This window comes from Mesorhizobium sp. WSM4306 (assembly GCF_007003975.1).
In the GTDB taxonomy this organism is placed as follows: Bacteria; Pseudomonadota; Alphaproteobacteria; order Rhizobiales; family Rhizobiaceae; genus Mesorhizobium.
This window is the reverse complement of sequence record NZ_VFTC01000019.1, coordinates 92,047-111,230: the sequence shown is the minus strand read 5'-3', so window position 1 is coordinate 111,230 and position 19,184 is coordinate 92,047. Positions and strand designations below refer to the sequence as shown.

At 64.4% G+C, this 19,184-nt stretch carries 15 protein-coding genes and 1 pseudogene; 4 read left to right on the top strand and 12 right to left on the bottom strand.

Going from position 1 to position 19,184, the window contains the following annotated elements:
• Positions 1-160: 160 nt before the first annotated feature.
• The 12 genes and pseudogenes from FJV77_RS21505 to FJV77_RS21445 form a co-directional block, all read right to left on the bottom strand.
• Positions 161-1,408 carry an ABC transporter permease gene (locus FJV77_RS21505; protein ID WP_142868632.1) on the bottom strand — a complete coding sequence of 416 codons (1,248 nt, stop codon included), beginning with the start codon at positions 1,406-1,408 and terminating at the stop codon, positions 161-163.
• A gap of 21 nt (positions 1,409-1,429) precedes the next feature.
• Entirely contained in the window at positions 1,430-2,140 is a 711-nt protein-coding gene (locus FJV77_RS21500) for an ABC transporter ATP-binding protein (RefSeq protein ID WP_142868631.1), read from the bottom strand.
• A gap of 5 nt (positions 2,141-2,145) precedes the next feature.
• The gene (locus FJV77_RS21495) at positions 2,146-2,604 is read right to left on the bottom strand and encodes a hypothetical protein (protein ID WP_142868630.1); all 459 of its coding nucleotides are present in this window, start codon (positions 2,602-2,604) and stop codon (positions 2,146-2,148) included.
• 123 nt (positions 2,605-2,727) lie between these two features.
• Positions 2,728-4,470: an alkaline phosphatase gene (locus FJV77_RS21490; RefSeq protein ID WP_142868629.1), complete on the bottom strand. Its 1,743-nt coding sequence runs from the start codon at positions 4,468-4,470 to the stop codon at positions 2,728-2,730.
• 208 nt (positions 4,471-4,678) lie between these two features.
• Entirely contained in the window at positions 4,679-6,280 is a 1,602-nt protein-coding gene (locus tag FJV77_RS21485; RefSeq protein WP_142868628.1) for a WD40 repeat domain-containing protein, read from the bottom strand.
• 105 nt (positions 6,281-6,385) lie between these two features.
• Positions 6,386-7,156, bottom strand: coding sequence for an exodeoxyribonuclease III (locus tag FJV77_RS21480; RefSeq protein ID WP_142868627.1), 771 nt, complete (start codon positions 7,154-7,156; stop codon positions 6,386-6,388).
• Positions 7,157-7,426: 270 nt separating this feature from the next.
• Positions 7,427-8,065 (bottom strand): alpha/beta family hydrolase, encoded by a 639-nt coding sequence (locus tag FJV77_RS21470; RefSeq protein ID WP_142868626.1) that lies wholly within the window; start codon positions 8,063-8,065, stop codon positions 7,427-7,429.
• A 175-nt stretch (positions 8,066-8,240) separates the two neighbouring features.
• Positions 8,241-9,362, bottom strand: a complete 1,122-nt coding sequence (locus tag FJV77_RS21465; RefSeq protein WP_142868625.1) for a tetratricopeptide repeat protein — start codon at positions 9,360-9,362, stop codon at positions 8,241-8,243.
• Complete coding sequence (locus FJV77_RS21460) at positions 9,359-10,279, bottom strand: Ku protein (protein ID WP_142868624.1); 921 nt, start codon at positions 10,277-10,279, stop codon at positions 9,359-9,361. The genes FJV77_RS21465 and FJV77_RS21460 overlap by 4 nt, the downstream gene beginning before the upstream one ends.
• A gap of 365 nt (positions 10,280-10,644) precedes the next feature.
• Complete coding sequence (ligD, locus tag FJV77_RS21455; protein ID WP_142868623.1) at positions 10,645-13,134, bottom strand: DNA ligase D; 2,490 nt, start codon at positions 13,132-13,134, stop codon at positions 10,645-10,647.
• Between the two features lie 46 nt (positions 13,135-13,180).
• Positions 13,181-13,405, bottom strand: coding sequence for a hypothetical protein (locus FJV77_RS21450; RefSeq protein WP_142868622.1), 225 nt, complete (start codon positions 13,403-13,405; stop codon positions 13,181-13,183).
• Positions 13,406-13,687: 282 nt separating this feature from the next.
• Positions 13,688-14,089 (bottom strand): annotated as a pseudogene (locus FJV77_RS21445) (AraC family transcriptional regulator); the annotation flags it as partial.
• 106 nt (positions 14,090-14,195) lie between these two features.
• Between FJV77_RS21445 and FJV77_RS21440 the strand changes: the two are divergent.
• The 4 genes from FJV77_RS21440 to FJV77_RS21425 all read left to right on the top strand — a co-directional run bounded on the left by FJV77_RS21440 (position 14,196) and on the right by FJV77_RS21425 (position 19,174).
• The gene (locus tag FJV77_RS21440) at positions 14,196-15,203 is read left to right on the top strand and encodes an aldo/keto reductase (protein ID WP_142868621.1); all 1,008 of its coding nucleotides are present in this window, start codon (positions 14,196-14,198) and stop codon (positions 15,201-15,203) included.
• A gap of 207 nt (positions 15,204-15,410) precedes the next feature.
• Entirely contained in the window at positions 15,411-16,358 is a 948-nt protein-coding gene (locus FJV77_RS21435) for a substrate-binding domain-containing protein (RefSeq protein WP_142868620.1), read from the top strand.
• Between the two features lie 237 nt (positions 16,359-16,595).
• Positions 16,596-18,161: a sugar ABC transporter ATP-binding protein gene (locus FJV77_RS21430; RefSeq protein ID WP_142868619.1), complete on the top strand. Its 1,566-nt coding sequence runs from the start codon at positions 16,596-16,598 to the stop codon at positions 18,159-18,161.
• Complete coding sequence (locus tag FJV77_RS21425; RefSeq protein WP_142868618.1) at positions 18,158-19,174, top strand: ABC transporter permease; 1,017 nt, start codon at positions 18,158-18,160, stop codon at positions 19,172-19,174. Before FJV77_RS21430 ends, FJV77_RS21425 begins: the two co-directional genes overlap by 4 nt.
• Positions 19,175-19,184 lie beyond the last annotated feature (10 nt).

Sequence of the window (19,184 nt, the reverse complement as noted above, 5' to 3'; positions counted from 1 at the left end):
GCCCTGCCGGGCATCTCCCCCGCAAGGGGGGAGATTGGCTGTATCTACGCTTTCGCCATTCGGCCGTCGCGAAGGCACGGCGGGTGGAACTGCTGATCTCCCCCCTTGCGGGGGAGATGGCCGGCAGGCCAGAGGGGGGTGTTCAAGCGCCGCCCTCGCCTCAGTTCCTCAGCGCCTGCGCAGGCGACTGGCGATAGGCGAGGATCGACGGCACCACTGCGGCAAGGCCCGCCACGCCAAGCAGGATCAGCACTGAGCGCATATCCTCGATGCGGAACGTCACCGGCATGGAAAAGCCGCTCATTTCGCCCATCGTATGCGCGATCGTTCGGGCGGCGAGATAGCCGAAGAGGAACCCGAGCAGAACGCCGGCGCCGACGATGACAAAGGTTTCCACCCAGACGATCCCGAACACCACCGCGCGCGGCGCTCCGAAGGCGCGAAGAGCGCCGATCTGATGCCTACGCTGGAGAACATGGACGATGACCACCAGAAGGATTGCCGCCGCAACGAGGAATTGCGCGCCGGCGGCCACCACGGAAAGGATGCGGCGGGCGTCGCCGAGGGTTCCGTAGAGCCTGGTCAGCACTTCGCCGGGGAAGACGGCCTGCGTACGGTCGCTGCGGTGTTGCTGGCGCAGCTTGTAAGCGTCGGCGATGGTGTGCGGTTTCACCACGATTGCCGGCAGGCCGGGCGCCGAAGGATCGAGAACGGCATCGGGGTTGATTGGCGCTTCGAAACCGTGCGGCTCGGCACCGTCTTGTGCGTCAACCTCTTCGACAAGTGCTGCAATTCCGGCGCGTCCGTTCTCGTGTTTATGAATATGCCAGACCGCCTCGATCGGAACGATGATCGCCCGATCCCAGGCCGTGCCGGTGGGGCTGAGGCGCCCGACAATCGTATAGGTGAAATCATTGTGGATCTCGGTCGCCGCATGCAGCTGTCCGTGCGCGGGGTGAAAGCGGGCACCGACGCTTTTGGGCACCGACGCGCCAATCAGCGCATCGCCAAGCAGCGCAAATGTGCGACCTTCGGAGATGCCACCCAGTCCGTCGACAAGTGCTTGCGTGGTTCCGACGATCGGAAAGTTTTCGACAAAATCACCGAAGCCTACAGGTGCCGCCCAAGCCACCCGCTTATCTCTGCTGAGACCGGCGAGCACATCGCCCGGCATCAGCGACAGCGGCGCCGCCTGGAGAAACACAGAGGACAGCACCAGCTGGGTTTCGCTGCCCGGCGCGCCGATCACAAGGTCGAACGCATCCGCCGCCTGAGCACTCCCCAGCCGCAGCGCCCGCTCACTGAGCGTCACCGCGACGCCGAGCGCGGTCGCCAGCGCGATAAGCAAGGCAACGGCAGCCACGCCGATCCAGTGTCGCCTCAGATCCGCGGCGATGAAGCGGAGCATCGGCTATTCCTTTTTTCCAGCTCAGAAGGCTTCATCGCGCTCGGCCATCTCCTGCGACGCGCCGGTATCGCGCGTCACCTGACCGGCTTCCAGGCGGATGATCCGATCCAGCCTTTCTATCAGCCGTTTCTCGTGGCTGGCGACGATGAGGGTGGTTCCCGCCTCGCCCGCCAATTGCAGCAACAGGTTCGCCACCGCAATTCCGGAATCGGCATCAAGGCTGGCGGTCGGCTCGTCGGCAACGATAATGGCTGGTCTTGTCACCAGCGCCCTGGCAACGGCGACCCTTTGCATCTGCCCGCGTGACATGGTTTCGACCGGCTGGCCGGGGCGCTCGATTTCGACCCTTTCGAGCAGCCGCAGTCCTTCCGCCTTCAATTCGGCCACGGGGCGGACCCTCGACAATCTGCCGGGCAGCAGCACGTTTTCCAGCGCCGACAGGCCGGGGCAGAGATAAAACTCCTGCATGACCAGGCCGACATGGGCCGAACGCCAGCGATCGCGCCTGGCCTCGGAGAGGCTGGACAGCTCGGTATCGCTCCAGCGCACCGATCCGTGGCGTGTCCTTTCCAACCCGGTCACAATGTTGATGAACGTCGTCTTGCCCGACCCCGAAGGCCCGGTGACGGCGACTTTTTCGCCGGGCCGGATGTCCAGCGCAGGCACGGTGAGCGCAGGCTTCTCAAGGTCGCGGAAGGAGACCCGCAAATCGCGGACGGACAGGCCGAGCATGATCGCTACGCCCGCTGGAAATGCGCGTCGACGATGCGCAAAAGGCTGACGAAGCCGGTTTCCGGATCGGTCCAGGAGCCGGTTTCCAGCCTGCCCGCCACTTCGATGAGAGCGTTTGCCTGTTCGAAGGTTTGCGCCTGGTCGAGATAGATGACGACGATGTTGTCGGGCCAGTCGACGTCGGATGAGCAGAACGGGCACAGCGCCATCGGAATCTCGGTCAGGACGAAGAATTTCGCCTCGGCCTTGAGCGGCGGCGCCATAAAACCCTGCATGGTGACGTCCTGGCCGGCGAGCATCTTGACCTTGTCGGAGAAACTCATGCCCAGCACGCCGATCTTGCCGTAGAGGTCATCGAAGGTGAGCGGCGCCGCGGCTGCCGACGCGCCATGCAAAGCCCAGGAAAAACCGACCGCAGCCGAACCGAGCAGCGCGTCGCGGCGGGTGATCGGTCTGCACGCCATGGTCTTGTTCCTCCTTGTCGACAGACGGGCGCCGTCAGCGCCCGAACCATCGTCCCGAACCGCCCCATCCGGATCCCTGCGGAAACGAATGGAGCGGCCGGGATCAATCATAGCCCGCGCGGCTCAGTTCGTCGCCGGCGCCAATCCGAGCGCATCGGCCAGCACGCGGTAGACGTCGCTCTCTTCCATGTAGCCCTTGAAGCCTTCCGCGCCCGGACCCGTGGCCTGGAGCACAACGTCGTCGACGGCATGGACGGCGCTTTCGGCATTCTTCGGCAAATTGCCGATGCGCAGCACGGCGCCGGGCACGTCCTTGTACTTCTCGTTGGCGACATACTGCTTGCTCTCGTTCTGCACCGCCGGCACGAACGGACCGTCGAGCTTGGGACGGAACGTCTCGTAGTAGTCGGGGAAGCTGGCGCCGAAGATCGCCAGACGGCGCGAGACATCGACGCTGTCGGGATAGCCGTCGCTATTCTTGTCCTCGTAGTTCGGGAAGCCGGCGTCGGCATACACCCCGACCTTGTCTCGCATCTCGGGGCCCGGCTTGTTGTCGTCGATGGTGCCGACGATCGACACGCTGTGGGTGTGGTCGCCGGTGACGACGATCATGGTGTCGGGATGGGTCTTGGCGAATTCCATGGCAACGCCCACCGCCTTGTCGAACTCGATGACCTCGACCATGGAGCGCTCCCAGTCCATCGGATGCGACATCTTGTCGACCGAGGCGCCTTCGACCATCAGGAAGAAGCCGTCCGGGTTCTTAGAAAGCTCACCGAGCGCGACATTAGTCATTTCGACGAGACCCGGCTGATTGGGGAAGGTTTCCACGGTGCCCTTCTTGAGGAACTCGCGGTCAAGCGTGACATCCATATTGCCGGTATGGAACAGGCCGAGGATCTTGCCGGTGTTGGTCTTGGACGCGGCCTCGAGTTCGGTTTTGTCGGTGGCAAGGGCGTATCCGGCGTCGCGGAATTTCGCGATGTAGTCGGTGTCGTCCTTGCGTTTGGATCCGGCCGTGCTCTGTGGCAGGAAATAGGCCGAACCGCCGCCGAGGATGACGTCAGGCTGCGTCCGGTAGAACATGCCGACGATGTCGGCCTTGTCGCTGCGGCTGCGGGTATGGGAGACGACGGCTGCCGGCGTGGCGTCCTCGATCTCGGCCGTCGAGACGACGCCGATCGACTTCTTGCCGGTGCGCCGCAGAGCCTCGGCGATGGTCTCGACCTTCGGGTCATCCTGGCTCGGCTTGGTGCGGTCGGCATAGACGCCGAGCGCGTTCACCGCCGTCTTGTGGCCGGTCATGTAGGCCGACATGGTGTTGGCGCTGTCGGTGGCGATCGCGTTGGTCGACGACGTGCCGATAAAGGCCATATGGTCGAGATCGTCCATGTTGAGCCGGCCGTTCGCCTTGCCTTCGGTCATGCCCTTGGACATGATCCGCGCGCCGGTGCGATGCGCGACCGAGAGGCCGTCGCCCAGCAGGAAGATGACGTTCTTGGCGCGCGGCGTCGCCGAGGTTCCGAACACCTCCCATTTGACGGATTTGACTTCATCGCCGGCCTTGGCTTCGATCGTGTATTCGCCGGGTTGGGCGATGCTGGCGGCGCGGATCAGAATCGCGGAGGCATCGACCCCCTCTTCCTTCTCCACGAACTCGACCTTCTTGCCGAGAACCTCTTCGGCCGGCTTGCCGTTGATCGTCACCGTGACCTGGTCGGGGGTGACGACCTTGTCGAATTCGACCTTCAGGTCGAAAGGAGACTGGGCGAGGATGGTGGCGCGGTCGAGAGGATAGATCGTGGTTGCGCCAGCAGCGCTGGAAAGACTTGTCGTTACGGCAAGCGCGATGAGGGAGCGAAGCATAAGTGACCTCCAAAATTGACTGATAAAAGACAGTTTTTGGTATTCGCCGCCGATGTAAGTTATATGACACGACCTTGCCTGGGGCGCTCACATTTCTGCGTCATCCGGGCCGGTTCAGACTCGGGATTGAACGAAGCTGCCGATGGGGCGCGCGCCTCGTCTGCCGGCCATATTTCTGTACGGGGAATATGCGACCCAATCAGCATCCTCACTGCGGCGCGCCGGCGAAAAGGATTTCGCCATCGCCCGTGGCCGGCCAGTCCCTGATGGTGCGGTCGTAGCCGCCGGTCAGCAGCGTGCCGTCGGGGGCGAAGGCGACGGCGTAGATCGGGCCGGTGCGGCTGTCGAACATGGCGGTCTGGTTGCCGCTGTCGACATCCCACAGCCGCGCCGTGCCGTCGAGCGAGCCGGAGGCCAGTCGCTTGCCGTCGGCCGACAGCGCCAGCGTGTAGACTGTGCCTTCGTGGCCTTCGAAGCGGCGCACCTCCTTGAACGTGTCGAGATCCCAGAGCTTGATCGTGTAATCGCCGCTGCCGGTGATGACGTGATGGCCGTCGGCTGTGAAGACGGCGCCGTAGGTGCCTTGCTCGTGGCCGTGCCAGCTGCGCAATTGCTTGCCGCTTTCGACGTCCCAGAGTTTCAGCGTGCCGTCGATGGAGCCGCTCAGCGCGCGTGTGCCGTCGGGCGAGATGGCCACCGTGCTGATCGGCCAGTCGTGCCCCGTCATCACGTGCAGCGCGGATTTGTCGACGAGGTCCCAGACGATGACGTTGCCGGTGTCGTGGCCACTGACGGCGCGCTTGCCGTCCTGGCTGACGGCGAGCTTGCGGACACCGCCATTTTCGCCCGACGAGAAGACATGCAGCACCGTGCCGTCGGCGAGCTTTCGCAGCACGATTTCGCCGTCGTCGCCGGCGGTCAGCGCGGTGGCGCCGTCGGGCATGAACAGCGCCGTGCGCGCCATGTCCTTGTGCTCGCCGAGATTGCGGATCAGCCGCTTGCCGGCAATGTCCCACAGCTTGATCATGTGGTCGGCGCTGGCGCTAATGATGTCGCGGCCATCGGCTGACACGGCGAGCCAGACGACGGCGTCGCGGTGACCGTCGGGCTCGGTCGGCAGTGGTGGTTCGGCCGGCGGCAAGGGCGCCACGGTTTCCGGTGGCGACGGAAGTGCGGCCTGAGGTGGTGACGCCGGAGCTGGTGGCGAAGCTGCTTCCGGTGGCGAGGTCGCCGGAGCGAGCGCGACTGCGGGCGGCTGTGCAGGTGCCGAAGGCGGTTGGACCGGAGGCTCTGGCGGGTTGGCTGCCTGTACGGGTGGAGTTGGCTCAGGCGGGATAGCGACCGGTGGCGAACTCGGCGGAGTTGGCGGCGCCGCCAGGTCCGGCGGAACGCCGGCGATATCCTGACTCTTCGGCTCGGCTTTGGGTTTGTTTGGGACGGCTACCTCCGCACCCGGGCCGGCAACACGCCAAGGGCCGAACTGGTCGGCCAGCAGCGCCAGAACGACAAGCGCCGGCAGAACCAGGAAAACTTGCCGCAGCCGCGGCCTGCCAGGGTTTTGCACCTCCGCCGCCCGACCGAACAGCGGTGTTCCGGACAGCTGGTTCGGCCGTCCCGGCAACAGGCCGGCAAAGAACAACAGCGCGCCGATCACGCAGACCACGCCTGCCACGAAAATGGCTACGGAGCGCATGGACGCGAAGGATGCCGCGATGCTTGCGTCGCCCTGCGCCAGACCCAGCATGGCGAAGCAACCGACGCCGATAACCAGCAAGACCAGCGCGAGCAGCCTGTCGGCACCCCTGTTCATTGGCTCTCTTCCCCAGGCCGCGTGCTGTGCGGCCCCCTGTCACGAAACTAGCAACGAAACGCGTAACGCAAAATGCCAAGTATGAAAGTGGCTGACATCACGCTGCTACTTCAATTCCACCCAAACCGGCGCGTGGTCGCTGGCGCCGTCCTCGCCGCGAACATCGCGATCGATGCCGGCAGCAGTGAGGCGGCGCGCCAGTTTCTTCGACAGCAAAATGTGGTCGAGCCTCAAGCCGGCGTCACGCGGCCAGCGGTTGCGGCGATAGTCCCAGAATGTGTAGAGCGTTTCCTTCGGATGCTTCTTGCGCAGCGCATCGGTCCAGCCCTGCTCGAGCAGGCGCTGGAAGGATGCGCGGCTTTCGGGCTGCACCAGCGCGTTGTCGTCATAGGAGTGGGTGGCGTAGATGTCGCGCGGCTCGGGCACGATGTTGTAGTCGCCGACCAGCGCCACCGGCAGGCCGGTGTCGAACAGCTGTTCGGCATGCGCCTCCAGTCGCTCGTGCCAGGCCAGCTTGTACTGGAATTTCGGCCCCGGCTGCGGGTTGCCGTTGGGCGCGTAGAGGCAAGCGATGACGACACCGTTGACGGCCGCCTCGATGTAGCGGCTCTGCCTGTCGGCGTCATCGCCGGGTAGCGCGTCCGCGGTCAGCACCGGCTCGGATCCTCGCGCCAGTATGGCGACACCATTCCAGGTAGGCTCGCCCTTCCACACCGCGCCATAGCCGGCATCGGCCAGCGCTGTGCGCGGAAACTGCATGTCGCGCGCCTTCAACTCCTGCAGGCAGACGATGTCGGGTTTGGCCGCCGCCAGCCAGACCAGCAGGTTCTGCAGCCGGCTGTTGATGTTGTTTATGTTGAACGAGGCGATTTTCATCTGGCGCGGAAAGCAACAAACTGGGTGGACGCCACTAACCAATCAATGTTCGCGCCGCCCCTCATCCGCCTGCCGGCACCTTCTCCCCGTATAGTGACGGGGAGAAGGAGACTATCGCGAATGTCGCTTTTTGTTCTGCAAGGTTGGCGACTAGCGAAATCATCGGCCACAGCCTCTTTCTCCCCGTCACTATACGGGGAGAAATGTCCGGTAGGACAATGAGGGGCAGCGCCAACGTCGAAAGCAAACAATTCCTTCAATGTGCCCGCCCTATGGCTTGTTCGCCCAATCCCACACCGTCTCCGCCAGCGTCTTCAAATGATCCGCGGTGGAAAATCCCGAAATGCTCTTGCGCGGCTTCAGATCGTGGTCGCCATCCTCCAGCCAGATCACTTCGATGGCTTTGGAAAGACCGTAGGTTGCGACCTCTTCCCTGGTGCCGAACTCGTCGCGCGTGCCCTGGAAAATCAGTGTCGGCGTCTTCAGCCCGGCGAGATGCTTTGTCCTGAGTTGCTCAGGTTTTGCCGGCGGATGGAAGGGATAGCCGAGGCAGACGAGGCCCGAAATTTCGCCCTTGGCAAACATCTCGTCGGCGACCATTGAGGCGACGCGTCCGCCCATCGACTTGCCGCCGATGATGAGCGGACCGGTGACGCCCCTCGCCCTGAGATCGGCGATTGCCTTGATGTATTCCGGGTTCACCGTCTCGGCGCGCGGCGGCGGCTTGCGCTGGCCGTAGCGGCGTGCCGCCATATAGTGGAATTCGAAGCGCGCGACCTGGAAGCCGGCGGCGGCCAAAGCCTTGGCCGTGGCGGTCATCGAAGGTGAATCCATCGACGCGCCGGCGCCGTGCGCGAGCAGGATGGTGACGGGTGCCGTGTCGTAGCCGTCGAAGAGGAAGGTGGTCATGGGGGCTCTAACCTTGGTGACACCTTCTCCCCTTGTGGGAGAAGGTGGCCTCGCGAAGCGAGGTCGGATGAGGGGTGTTCAGGGAACGCCAGTGTCTCATTCCTTCCAGCACCCCTCAACCGTCTCCGCGCTACGCGCCGATCCACCTTCTCCCACAGGGGGAGAAGGCAAGAACTCACCCCGCCGTCCGCGCCGTCTGCAGATCCACGAACTGTATCCCCTTGGCCGCCGTGCGCGCCCATTCGCTTTCCGCATCGAGTTCGAGATAGCGCACCCAGTTCCGCCGGGCTTCGGCCAGATTGCCGGCGTCAAACTCCAGACGGGCAAGATTGAACACCGGATCGGCATAGCTCTTGTCGAGCACGATCGCCTTTTGCAGGTGCCGGCGCGCCGAAGCCACCTTGCCCTGATCACTCATCAGTCCGGCGAGGTTGAACCACGCCTCGACGAAGGCCGGGTCGAGCTTTATCGCCCTTGCATAGTCATGTGCGGCCTCGCTGACACGGCCGGCGCCGCGCAGGCAGTTGGCGCGGTTGAAGGCGGCGATGGCGTCGCTCGGATCGATGCTGAGGCAGCGCTGGTAAAGGGACGCGGCCTGCTCGTGGTCGCCCTGCTCTTCCGCGCTTTCAGCCTCGGCGAACAAGTCCTCCAACGTGTCGTCGCCGGCTGCACTGCCGAGATCGAACAGCAGCTGGCCGTCGAGTTCGCTTTGGCCGCCTTCGAGATAGATCGCATCGGGCCGGCCATGTTGCGAGCCGACATTGAGCGATTTGGCGGTGAGCGAGGCGACCGGGCCGGAGCGGTGCACGGAGCGCGCAATCGCGCCCCATGAAGCGCCGCCGGCGACCAGCCCGGCATATTTGCGGGCGAGGATCAGGTCGCGGAAGGAGTAGGGTTCTGAATCATGCTCGAAAGCGTCGAACAGGCTGAGCAGGTCGAGATCGGCGCCCGACAGTTTCGACTGGTCGATGAGCGACTGCCTGGACAGCGACGACGCCTCGGGCGCCTTCATCAGGCCGAGCAGGCGCAGAAAGCCGTTTTCGCTGATTACCACACGACCGGCGGCGCGTTCGGCCGCGACACGGCGCTCGATTTCGGCATCGCCGGCCTTCGCCATGCCGGCCTTGGCAAGCAGCGTGCGCCCGAACACGACATGGCTGGTGCGCCTGGTGACGCCGCGCCGCAACTGGCCGTGCCGGCGCTCGACCTCGCGCGCGGCCAGCCGCAGCGGAAATGCCGCCAGCGCGCCGATGGTGCCGAAGACGGCGCCAGGGATTATACCGGTGGGCGCCGTCACCCCTTGCTCTTGCCGACGGCCTTGAGCAGATTGGCCTTCAACGGGTTTTCCTTGGCAGCGCCCGCCCCAGCCTTGGCAGCACTTGCCTTGGCGGCAGGCTTTTCGGCTTCGTCGGCCTTGCTCTTGGACTTGGCCGGCGGCTTGGCGGACTGCGACAGGCTCGCCTTCAGCGCATCCATCAGGTTGATGACATTGCCGCGCTCAGGGGCCGCCGCAATGATCGGCTTGTGGCCTTTGAGCTTCTCGCGGATCATCGTCATCAGCGCGATCTCGTAGCGGTCCTCGTAGTTCTTCGGGTCGAAGGTGGTTTCCTTCTGCTTGATCAGCGCTTCGGCCAATTGCAGCATTTCGGGGTCGGGCTTGCCGGCAGGAATATTGCCGAAATATTCAGCTGTGCCACGCACTTCGTTCGGATTTCTCAAGGTGCAGACGAACATGCCGTTCTCGCGCGAACCGATCGTCACCACGCGCTCGCGGCTGGACAGGACAAGGCGGGCAATCGCCAGCTTGCCGGATTTGCGCATGGCTTCGCGCAGCACGGCGAAGGTCTCTTCCGCCATGGCGCCATCCGGCGCCATGTAGTACGGCGCGTCCTGATAGATGACGTCGACCTCGTCTTCGTCGACGAAGGCCTCGATGTTCATCGTGTGGTTGGATTCTATGCGCACCGCTTCGAGGTCGGCATCATCGATGATGATGTACTGCTTGTCCTCGTACTCGTAGCCCTTGACCAGATCCGAACGCTCGACCAGCCCGAGTTCGGGGTCGACCGGTTTCATGTTGATGCGGTTGTGGGTCTTCTTGTGCAGCTGATTGAACGTGATGCGCTCGCTGGTCGTCGTTGCCGGATAGAGCCGGACCGGACAGCTGACGAGGCTGAGCTTGAGGTAACCTTTCCAACTTGCCCTGGGCGCCATGAACTCTCTCCTACGCGGCCATGCACTGACACACCGATACAGCGCTGTTCGTCCGGAGGACGAATGGCGCTGCGAAAATCCTACACTGGCCCCAAACATACCGGCAAATCCCTAGCGAAATGTTTTAGGGACGGATTGAGGCTCGGCATCGGAGAATAATTCAAATTGTCGGAAGCGTCGATGCACTTGGGTTCCTCGCCCCCGCGAAGGCGGGGGAGAGGTGGCTCGGCGAAGCCGAGACGGAGAGGGGGATTGGCGCGGACCTGAGTGTTTCTGGGGGCACGCCTCCACCTTGGAATGTTGGCGCAGCCCCCTCTCCGTCCGCTTCGCGGACACCTCTCCCCCACTTTGTGGGGGCGAGGAACCTAGATCTTGAAAGCCGGCAAATCCCTTGCGAAATCCTCCATGTCCGCCCAGGGATCGCCCGACGTTGCCAACAGGCCCGGTAGCGAGGAATAGTTCAGATCCTGCGGCGCATCTATGGTCTCCAGGTCACTCCAGCTCACCGGCGTCGAGGCCGGCAGATTGGTGCGGGCGCGCAGCGAATAGGGGGCAGCCGAGGTGTGGCCGCGTGCGTTGCGGTGATAATCGATGAAGATACGGCGCTTGCGGTTTTCCTTGCCCATTGTGGTGGTGAAAGTGTCGGGCGCGGTGGCCGCCAGATAAGTGGAGATGGCGCTGGTCGCCTGATGCAGCTTTTTCCAATTCTGCTTTTGCGTGACCGGCACCGTGATGTGGATGCCGCTGCCGCCGGATGTCTTGGCGAACGGCACCAGCCCCAGCTTCTCCAGCTCGCCCTTGATGTGAATGGCGGCCTCGACCACTTCGCGCCAGGCGATGCCCTCGCCCGGATCGAGGTCGAAGACGATCAGGTCGGGCTTGTCGAGGCTGGCGCGGTGCGTGCCCCAGGTGTGGAACTCGACGACGCCGAACTGCGCCAGCGCCAAATAGCCTTTCGCCCCCTCAACAGACAGATAAGATTTGGTCTCGCCCTCGGAGTTGGCCGTCTCGAACGTCACCACCGAGGGCGGCATGCCGGTGAAGGCGTGGCGCTGGAAGAAGCAATCCTTCGGCAGGCCGGTCGGGCAGCGCACCAGCGACACCGGCCGGCCCATAATGTGCGGCAGCATGAAGTCGCCGACCAGCGCGTAATAGACGGCGATGTCGAGCTTGGTCGGTCCGGTCTTGCCGAACAGCCGCCGCTCCGGATTTGTCACCCAGATGGTGGCGAGATCGGCCTCGGCGATCAGCCGCTTGCGCTTCGGCGATACTGGCGTCGACAAGCCGACATCGCGCAGGCCGCGAAACACGCCGTGGCGCAGCGCATTGTCCGCCGTGCGGTTGGCGTAGTGGATGCGGGCCGACAGCAGCGGCCGCACCCATTTCATCTCGCGCATGATTTCGCGCGGCACGCCCTCGGGTGGCGTCGCGCCATCGCGCAGCGGCTCCAGCCGGGCCAGCAATTCGGCAGCCGTCGCGGCATCGAAGCCGGTGCCGACCTTGCCGCGATAGTGCAATTCGCCATCCTCGAATTCGGCCATGCCGAGCGCGGCCAGCCCTTCGGCCGCGTCGGAGATGGTATAGCCGGCGATGACGAAATCGCCCTTCTGCAGTGCCTTGACCTTGGTCCAGCTCTTGGTGCGGCCGCTCTGGTAGGTCGCGTTGGCGCGCTTGGAGACGATACCTTCCAGCCCGTGTTCGGTCGCCTGATCGTAAAGCCCCTGCCCGTCGCCCTCGACATGATCGCTCAGCTGGATGGCGGAGTTGGCGCCCATCCCTGCGAGCAGCTCCGCGAGCAGGGCTTTGCGCCTTGCGAGCGGTGCCTTGCGCAGATCCCAGCCGTCGAGATGCAGCAGGTCGAAGGCGTAGAAATGCAATTTGGAGCCCGCACCCGCCGACAGCGCATCCTGCAACAGGGCGAAACGCGAAATGCCCTTCTCGTCCAGCACCATGATCTCGCCGTCGATGATTGCCTGGCTGAGCGGCAGGCGCGAAAAGGCCTGCGGCAGGTCGCCATAGCGCTTGGTCCAGTCGATGCCGCCGCGCGTGATCAGCCGGACCTCGCCATCGACGATATGCGCCATGGTGCGATAGCCGTCGAATTTTATTTCGTGCAGCCAGAGCTCGCCCGTATCCTCCAACGGCCCGCCCGGTGGTTTCGGCACCTGGGTTGCGAGCTGCGGCTCGATGCGCGACGGCGGATCGCCCCTGACAGCGCCGGGCAGTGCGCCGGGTTTCAGCGAGCCGGGACTGGGCGGCAGGCGCGCCGGCTTCTTTGGCGGCGCCACCAGTTCCTCGATGCGCCTGCCGGATTTCACGCTTTCCGGCCGCGCTTCCAGAATGTCGAGCTTGGTATCGGCGGCAAGGTCGCGCTCCTTGAACAGCAGCCAGTTCTTCTTGTTCTCGTCCTCGCCGGGTTTCGGCTTCAGTCGGGTCAGCATCCAGCCACCATTGAGCTTTTCGCCCGCCAGCCGGAACTTGAACGCGCCGGTCCTCAAACTCTTGTCGACATCGTCCATCGGCGCCCAGATGCCGGTGTCCCAGACGATCATCGGCCCGCCGCCATATTCGCCTTCGGGAATGACGCCTTCGAAGTCGATATATTCGAGCGGATGGTCCTCGGTCTCGACGGCGAGCCTTTTGTCGGCCGGGTTGAGCGAGGGTCCGCGCGGCACCGCCCAGCTTTTCAGCACGCCGCCGACCTGCAGGCGCAAATCGTAATGGTCGGCGGTGGCGTGATGCTTGTGGACGACGAAGCGGTTGCCATCGCCTGAAACCAGCCCGCCCGCCGGTTCCGGCGTCTTCGAAAATTCACGCTTGGCGCGATAAGCTCTGAGCTTGGGCGGGGTGGTCATGTCCGCATGCTAGGCGGGATGCGGCGGCGGCTCAATCGATGGCAGCTCAATCGTCGGCGGCCGGCGTCAGCTCCAGCTCGGCCGGGGAAAGACCGCCCTGAAGCTGGCTCAGCCGGAACTCGTCGACCCAGTAGGCTTCGCCATCGACCAGCACGCGGGCAGAGTAGACGCCGCCGGAAAAGCTTTGTGCGGTGATGTAGACCTTGTGGCGATCGAGCGCCTTGCGCACAGCGGCGCGCTTGGAATTCTGGCTGGTAGTAGGACTGACCATGCGACGCTCATCCACAACAGCCGCAGGATATAACGGCTACCTAAGGATGCTGGAGATCAGGTGCTCTGTCAATTTTGACCGCTTGTCGGCGTCAGGCAGCCTTCCGCTGTATCAGACTGGCCAGAACGGTGCGCATTCCCGAATACGATGGGCTGCCAATTTTCACTTCCCAATCTGTGTTGCGTTTCCGAGGGTGCTTCACGCTCCGCAACGCTGCGCGGAATGTGTCCGGGTCAACACCTACAGTTCGAGCCATATCTTCGGCGGTTGTGCGATTGGCGATCATGTCGTCTCCCATGCTTTCCGCCAAGCATATAGGGCTTTTGCACAACTCGACCAAGGAATTAGGGCGTTTGCCCTGATTTCAACCTGAGACACTACCTTGATTCCGCCGCCAACTCGCGCCGCGCTCTCACCCTACTGCGATAGATCTTCGGCGCGCTGCCGGTGATGCGCTTGAAGGCGTTGGAAAAGGCGCTGTCGGAGGTGTAGCCGAGCCGGCGGGCGATGCTGGAGACAGCGATATTATCCTCGCAGCGCCCGTTCGGCCAGCCGCATGCGCCATTGCGTGAGGTAGGCGAGCGGCGTCACACCAGCCACGGCCTTGAAATGCAGCGCGAAGCTGGTGCGCGACATGGCGGCGGCGGCAGCCAGTTCACTGAGTTGCCAGACGCGGTCAGGCTCGCTGGCGTGAATGCCCTATGCGATCGATGCGGAATCCGCCGAGCGTCTCTGGAAGTTGGGCGAGCGGCTCCTATAACTCCATCTATCCTCCCGGAGATCACAGACAATGACATTGAGAACCCACAAACTCGGCAGCCAGGGGCTGCAGGTCTCAGCGATCGGCCTCGGCTGCATGGGCATGAGCCAGTCCTACGGGCCGGCGGACGAAGCGGAAACGATTGCCACCTTGCACCGCGCCATCGAACTCGGCTGCACTTTCCTCGATACCGCCGAAGTCTACGGCGCCTATGCCAATGAAGAATTGCTCGGGCGGGCGCTGAAGGGCCGCCGCGATGCGGTGACGATCGCCACAAAATTCGGCTTCCGCATCGAAAACGGCAGACAGGTCGGCACGGAGCGCGACAGCCGGCCGGCGCATATCCGCGAGGCGCTGGAAGGCTCGCTGAAGCGGCTCGGCACCGACCATGTCGACCTCTACTACCAGCACCGCGTCGATCCGGCGGTGCCGATGGAAGACGTCGCCGGCACGATCGGGCAGTTGGTCGCCGAGGGCAAGGTGCGCTTCTTTGGCCTGTCGGAGGCAGGTGCCGCCAACATCGGCCGCGCGCATGCCGTGCACCCGGTGTCGGCGCTGCAGAGCGAATATTCGCTTTGGGAGCGCAACCTGGAGCCGGAGATCATCCCGTTGCTCAAAAAGCTCGGCATCGGCCTGGTGCCATTTGCGCCGCTCGGCCGCGGCTTCCTCGCCGGCGACGTCAAGCGCGCCGAGGACTATCCCGAAGGCGATTTCCGCCGCGGCGACCCGCGCTACCAGGGCGCCAATTTCGACGCCAACGTCGCCGCAGCCGCCGCGGTGCAGGAGGTGGCCAGCGCCAAGCGGGTAAAGCCTGCGCAAATCGCGCTAGCCTGGGTGCTCGGCAAGGGCGACGATTTCGGCATCGACATCGTGCCGATCCCCGGTACCAAGCGGCGCAAGTATCTGGAGGTGAATGTCGCGGCGGCGGCGATCCGGCTCGAACCCGCCCAGATGGCTGCGCTCGACGCGGCGCTTGCGCCGGGCAAGGTCGCAGGCCCGCGCTACAATGAGCGGGTGATGACGACGATCGATCGGTAAGGGGCGCAGTCCCAACCGTTCTTGCGTAATCGATTTTCCTTGGCTAGCATCCCGCGTCGGCGCCGAGCGGAGGAGACGTGCGGTGGACCGGCTGGAGCGCCGTCGCGTCCCTTTGGGCGCTCTCAGGACACTCCATTTTTGAATCGACGCAAGATGGTCCCGAACCGCTCCCGGTTCGGGGGTCGTGCGCTTTGTGGAGGATACCAGATGAACAGACGTGAATTTCTGCTGTCGACCGTGGCGACCGGCGCAATGGCGCTGGCCGCACCCGTGGCCTTCGCCGCCGACAAGCTGACCATACTGGGTTCGGTGCCCAATCTCGGCTTTCCGTTCTTCGTGCACATGCTGAACGAGATCAAGGCGGAGGCGCAGGCGCAAGGCGTCAACCTGACCGAGAGCGACGGCCAGAACTCGGCGCCGAAGCAGACCGCCGATATCGAGGCGGCACTGGTGCAGAAGGTCAACGCCATCGTCATCTCGCCGCTTGACGTCAACGCGCTGGCGCCGGCGATCGAGGAAGCAGTCAAGGCCGGCGTTCCTGTGGTCACCATCGACCGCCGCGTCGACGGCGTCGAAGGCATTCTGGCCCATGTCGGCGCCGACAACGTCAAGGGCGGCGAGGCCGAGGCGCAGGCCATGGTGGCGGCGTTCCCGAACGGCGCCAAGCTGTTCCATCTGCAGGGCCAGCCGGGCGCCGGTCCGGCGATCGACCGCAACAAGGGCGTGCATAACGTGCTCGATCCGCTCAAGGACAAATACCAGATCATCTTCGAGCAGACCGCCAATTTCGCCCGCGCCGAAGCGCTGTCCGTGACGGAGGCCGGCCTTGCCGCCAACGGCAAGCCGGATGCGATCATCTGCGCCAATGACGACATGGCGCTCGGCGCGCTCGAGGCATGTGCTGCGCGCAACTTCAACGACGTCAAGATCTACGGTTTTGACGCGCTGCCGGAAGCACTCGTCGCCGTGCGTGACGGCAAGCTCGCCGGCACGGTCGAACAGTTCCCCGGCCAGCAGTCGCGCACCGCCGTGCAGATCGCGGTCGCCTTCGCCAGGGACAAGGCCGAGCCGAAGGAAAAGCTGGTGCTGTTGACGCCGATCGTCATCGGCAAGGACAATCTCGACAAGGCCGAGAGGCTGAACGAGACGAAGTGAGAGCCAGGCGCATGACGGATGGAGGCCGCGCTTTGTCGCGCCCCCCTCTGTCCTGCCGGACATCTCCCCCACACGGGGGGAGATTGGCAGTTTTGCCGGCAGCGCCTTTTCTGCGAGGCTGGCGATTGGCGAAAGCAGACGCGGCAGCCAATCTCCCTCCTCGTGGGGGAGATGTCCGGCAGGACAGAGGGGGGCGCTGTCCCGCTGCCGATCGCAATCGGAGAGCCGTCCTTGTTCATGGCTGAACCCACCGCATCATCGCCCCCGCTCCTTGCCGTCGAAGGCGTGACCAAGCACTTTTCCGGCGTTACCGCGCTCAGCGACGTCTCGCTCGAGGTCCGGCCGGGCGAGATCCTTGGCCTGCTCGGCGAGAACGGCGCCGGCAAGTCGACGTTGCTGAAAATCCTGTCCGGCGTGATGCCGCCGTCGAGCGGCCGTATCGTCTTCGACGGCGCCGACTACGCGCCCTCCAGTCCGCAAGACGCCAAGCGCCATGGCATCGTCACCATCTACCAGGAACTCAGCCTGATCCCGACGCTGACGGTGGCGGAAAACATCTTTATCGGCCGCGCGCCGCTCGGGCCGCTCGGGCTGGTCAGCTGGCGCAAGATGGAGGACGCCTCGCGCGCGATCATCGCCCGCGTCGGCCTCGCCATCGATCCCTCGACGCCGGTGTCGTCGCTGTCGGTAGCCGAACAGCAGCTGGTCGAGATCGCCCGTGCATTGTCGCTGAAAAGCCGCCTCATTATCATGGACGAGCCGACCTCGGCGCTGACCGAGACCGAGGTGCAGAAGCTGATGTCGATCATGGACCGGCTGCGCAAGGATGGCGTCGCCATCATGTTCGTCACCCATCGGCTGGAAGAGGCGTCGGCTATCTGCGACCGCATGACCGTGCTGCGCGATGGCAGGCTGGCCGGCCATCTCGATCGCGACGGCCAGCCGATCCAGATTCCTAAAATCATCGAGAAGATGGTCGGCCGCGCCGCTTCCGAACTCTACGCCCGGCCGACGCAGCGCGACGTCGCCGGCGCGGTCAGGCTCTCGGTGCGCCGTCTGCGGACAGTGCGCGATCCGCTGGCGCCGCATGCCATCGTACTCGAAGGCGTCGACCTCGATCTGAAGGCCGGTGAAATCCTTGGCGTCGCCGGCCTCGTCGGCTCCGGCCGCACCGAGCTTGCGCGCGCCATTTTCGGCGCCGACCGCATCGCTGCCGGCACGATTGCGCTCGACGGCCAGCCGATCGCGCCGGCTTCGCCCGCCGATGCCATCAAACTCGGCATCGGCCTGGTGCCGGAGGACCGCAAGCACCAGGCGATCTTTGCAGCACTTGGCATTCTCAACAATTTCTCCATCGCCTCTCTTAGCCGCTACAGCAACGGCGCCGGCTTCATGGCCGAGCGGCGCGAGCGCGAGGCGCTGGCCGGCTACCGCAAGGCGCTATCGATCCGCATGGCCTCGCCCGAACAGGCGATCGAGGGCCTGTCGGGCGGCAACCAGCAAAAGGTCATCCTTGCCCGCTGGCTGGCGCGCGACCCAAAGGTGCTGATCGTCGACGAGCCGACGCGCGGCGTCGATGTCGGCGCCAAGGCTGAGGTGCACCAGATCCTGGTGCAATTGGCAGCCCGCGGCATCGCCATCATGATGATCTCGTCGGAATTGCCCGAAGTGCTGGCGGTGTCGGACCGCATCGTTACCATGCGGCGCGGCCGCATCACCGGCGAGATGCCCGGCATCGAGGCGACCGAGGAAAAACTGATGGAACTGATGGCGCTCGACCGGAAGCAGGAAGCGACGCAATGACCAGCACCACCGAACAGACCGAGCGTAGCGGCATCAACATCGCGCGGCTCCTGATGAGCTTCGGGCCGCTGATGTTCCTGGCGGTGCTGATCGTCATCTTCACCGTCTTGAAGCCGAGCTTCATCGACCCGATCAACTTGTTCAACATCTTGCGGCAGATCTCGATCACCGGCCTGATCGCGCTCGGCATGACCTTCGTCATCCTCACCGCCGGCATCGATCTCTCGGTCGGCTCGTTGCTCGCCTTCTGCGGCATGGTGGCGGCGGTGGTGGCCAAGGGCGGCGCCGCCAATACGCTGTCGCTGTCGACCTCGGGCACTCAGGGATATGGCTGGTTCGCCGCCCTGCTTGCCGCCGTCATCGTCGGGGCTCTCGCCGGTGGTGTGCAAGGCTTCGCCATCACCCGGCTGAAAGTGCCGCCTTTCGTCGTCACGCTGGGCGGGCTGACGGTGTTTCGCGGCCTGACGCTGACCATCTCCAATGGCGGCCCGATCTCGGGCTTCGACGCCTCTATGCGCTGGTTCGGCACTGGGCTGATCGGGCCGGTGCCGGTGCCGGCGATCATCTTCGCGGCGGCCGCGATCCTGTGCCACATCGTGCTTCGCTACACGCGCTATGGACGCGCCGTCTATGCCGTCGGGGGCAATGCCGAGGCGGCAAGGCTGTCAGGCCTGCGCGTCGACCGCATCCTGATCTCGGTCTATGTCATTGTCGGCTTCTTTGCCGGGCTGGCGGCCTTCGTGCTGTCGGCGCGGCTCAATTCCTCCGAAGCCGTCGCCGGCATTGGCTACGAACTGACGGTGATTTCCGCCGTCGTCATCGGCGGCACCTCGTTGTTCGGCGGCATCGGCTCGGTCGGCGGCACGGTGGTGGGCGCAGCGCTCATCGGTGTGCTGCAGAACGGGCTGCAGTTCAACAATGTCTCGTCCTACACACAAAGCATCGTCATCGGCCTGATCCTGATCCTGGCCGTGGCCTTCGACCGTTGGCTGAAGTCGCGGGTGAGGCGGTGAAGGTTCGACG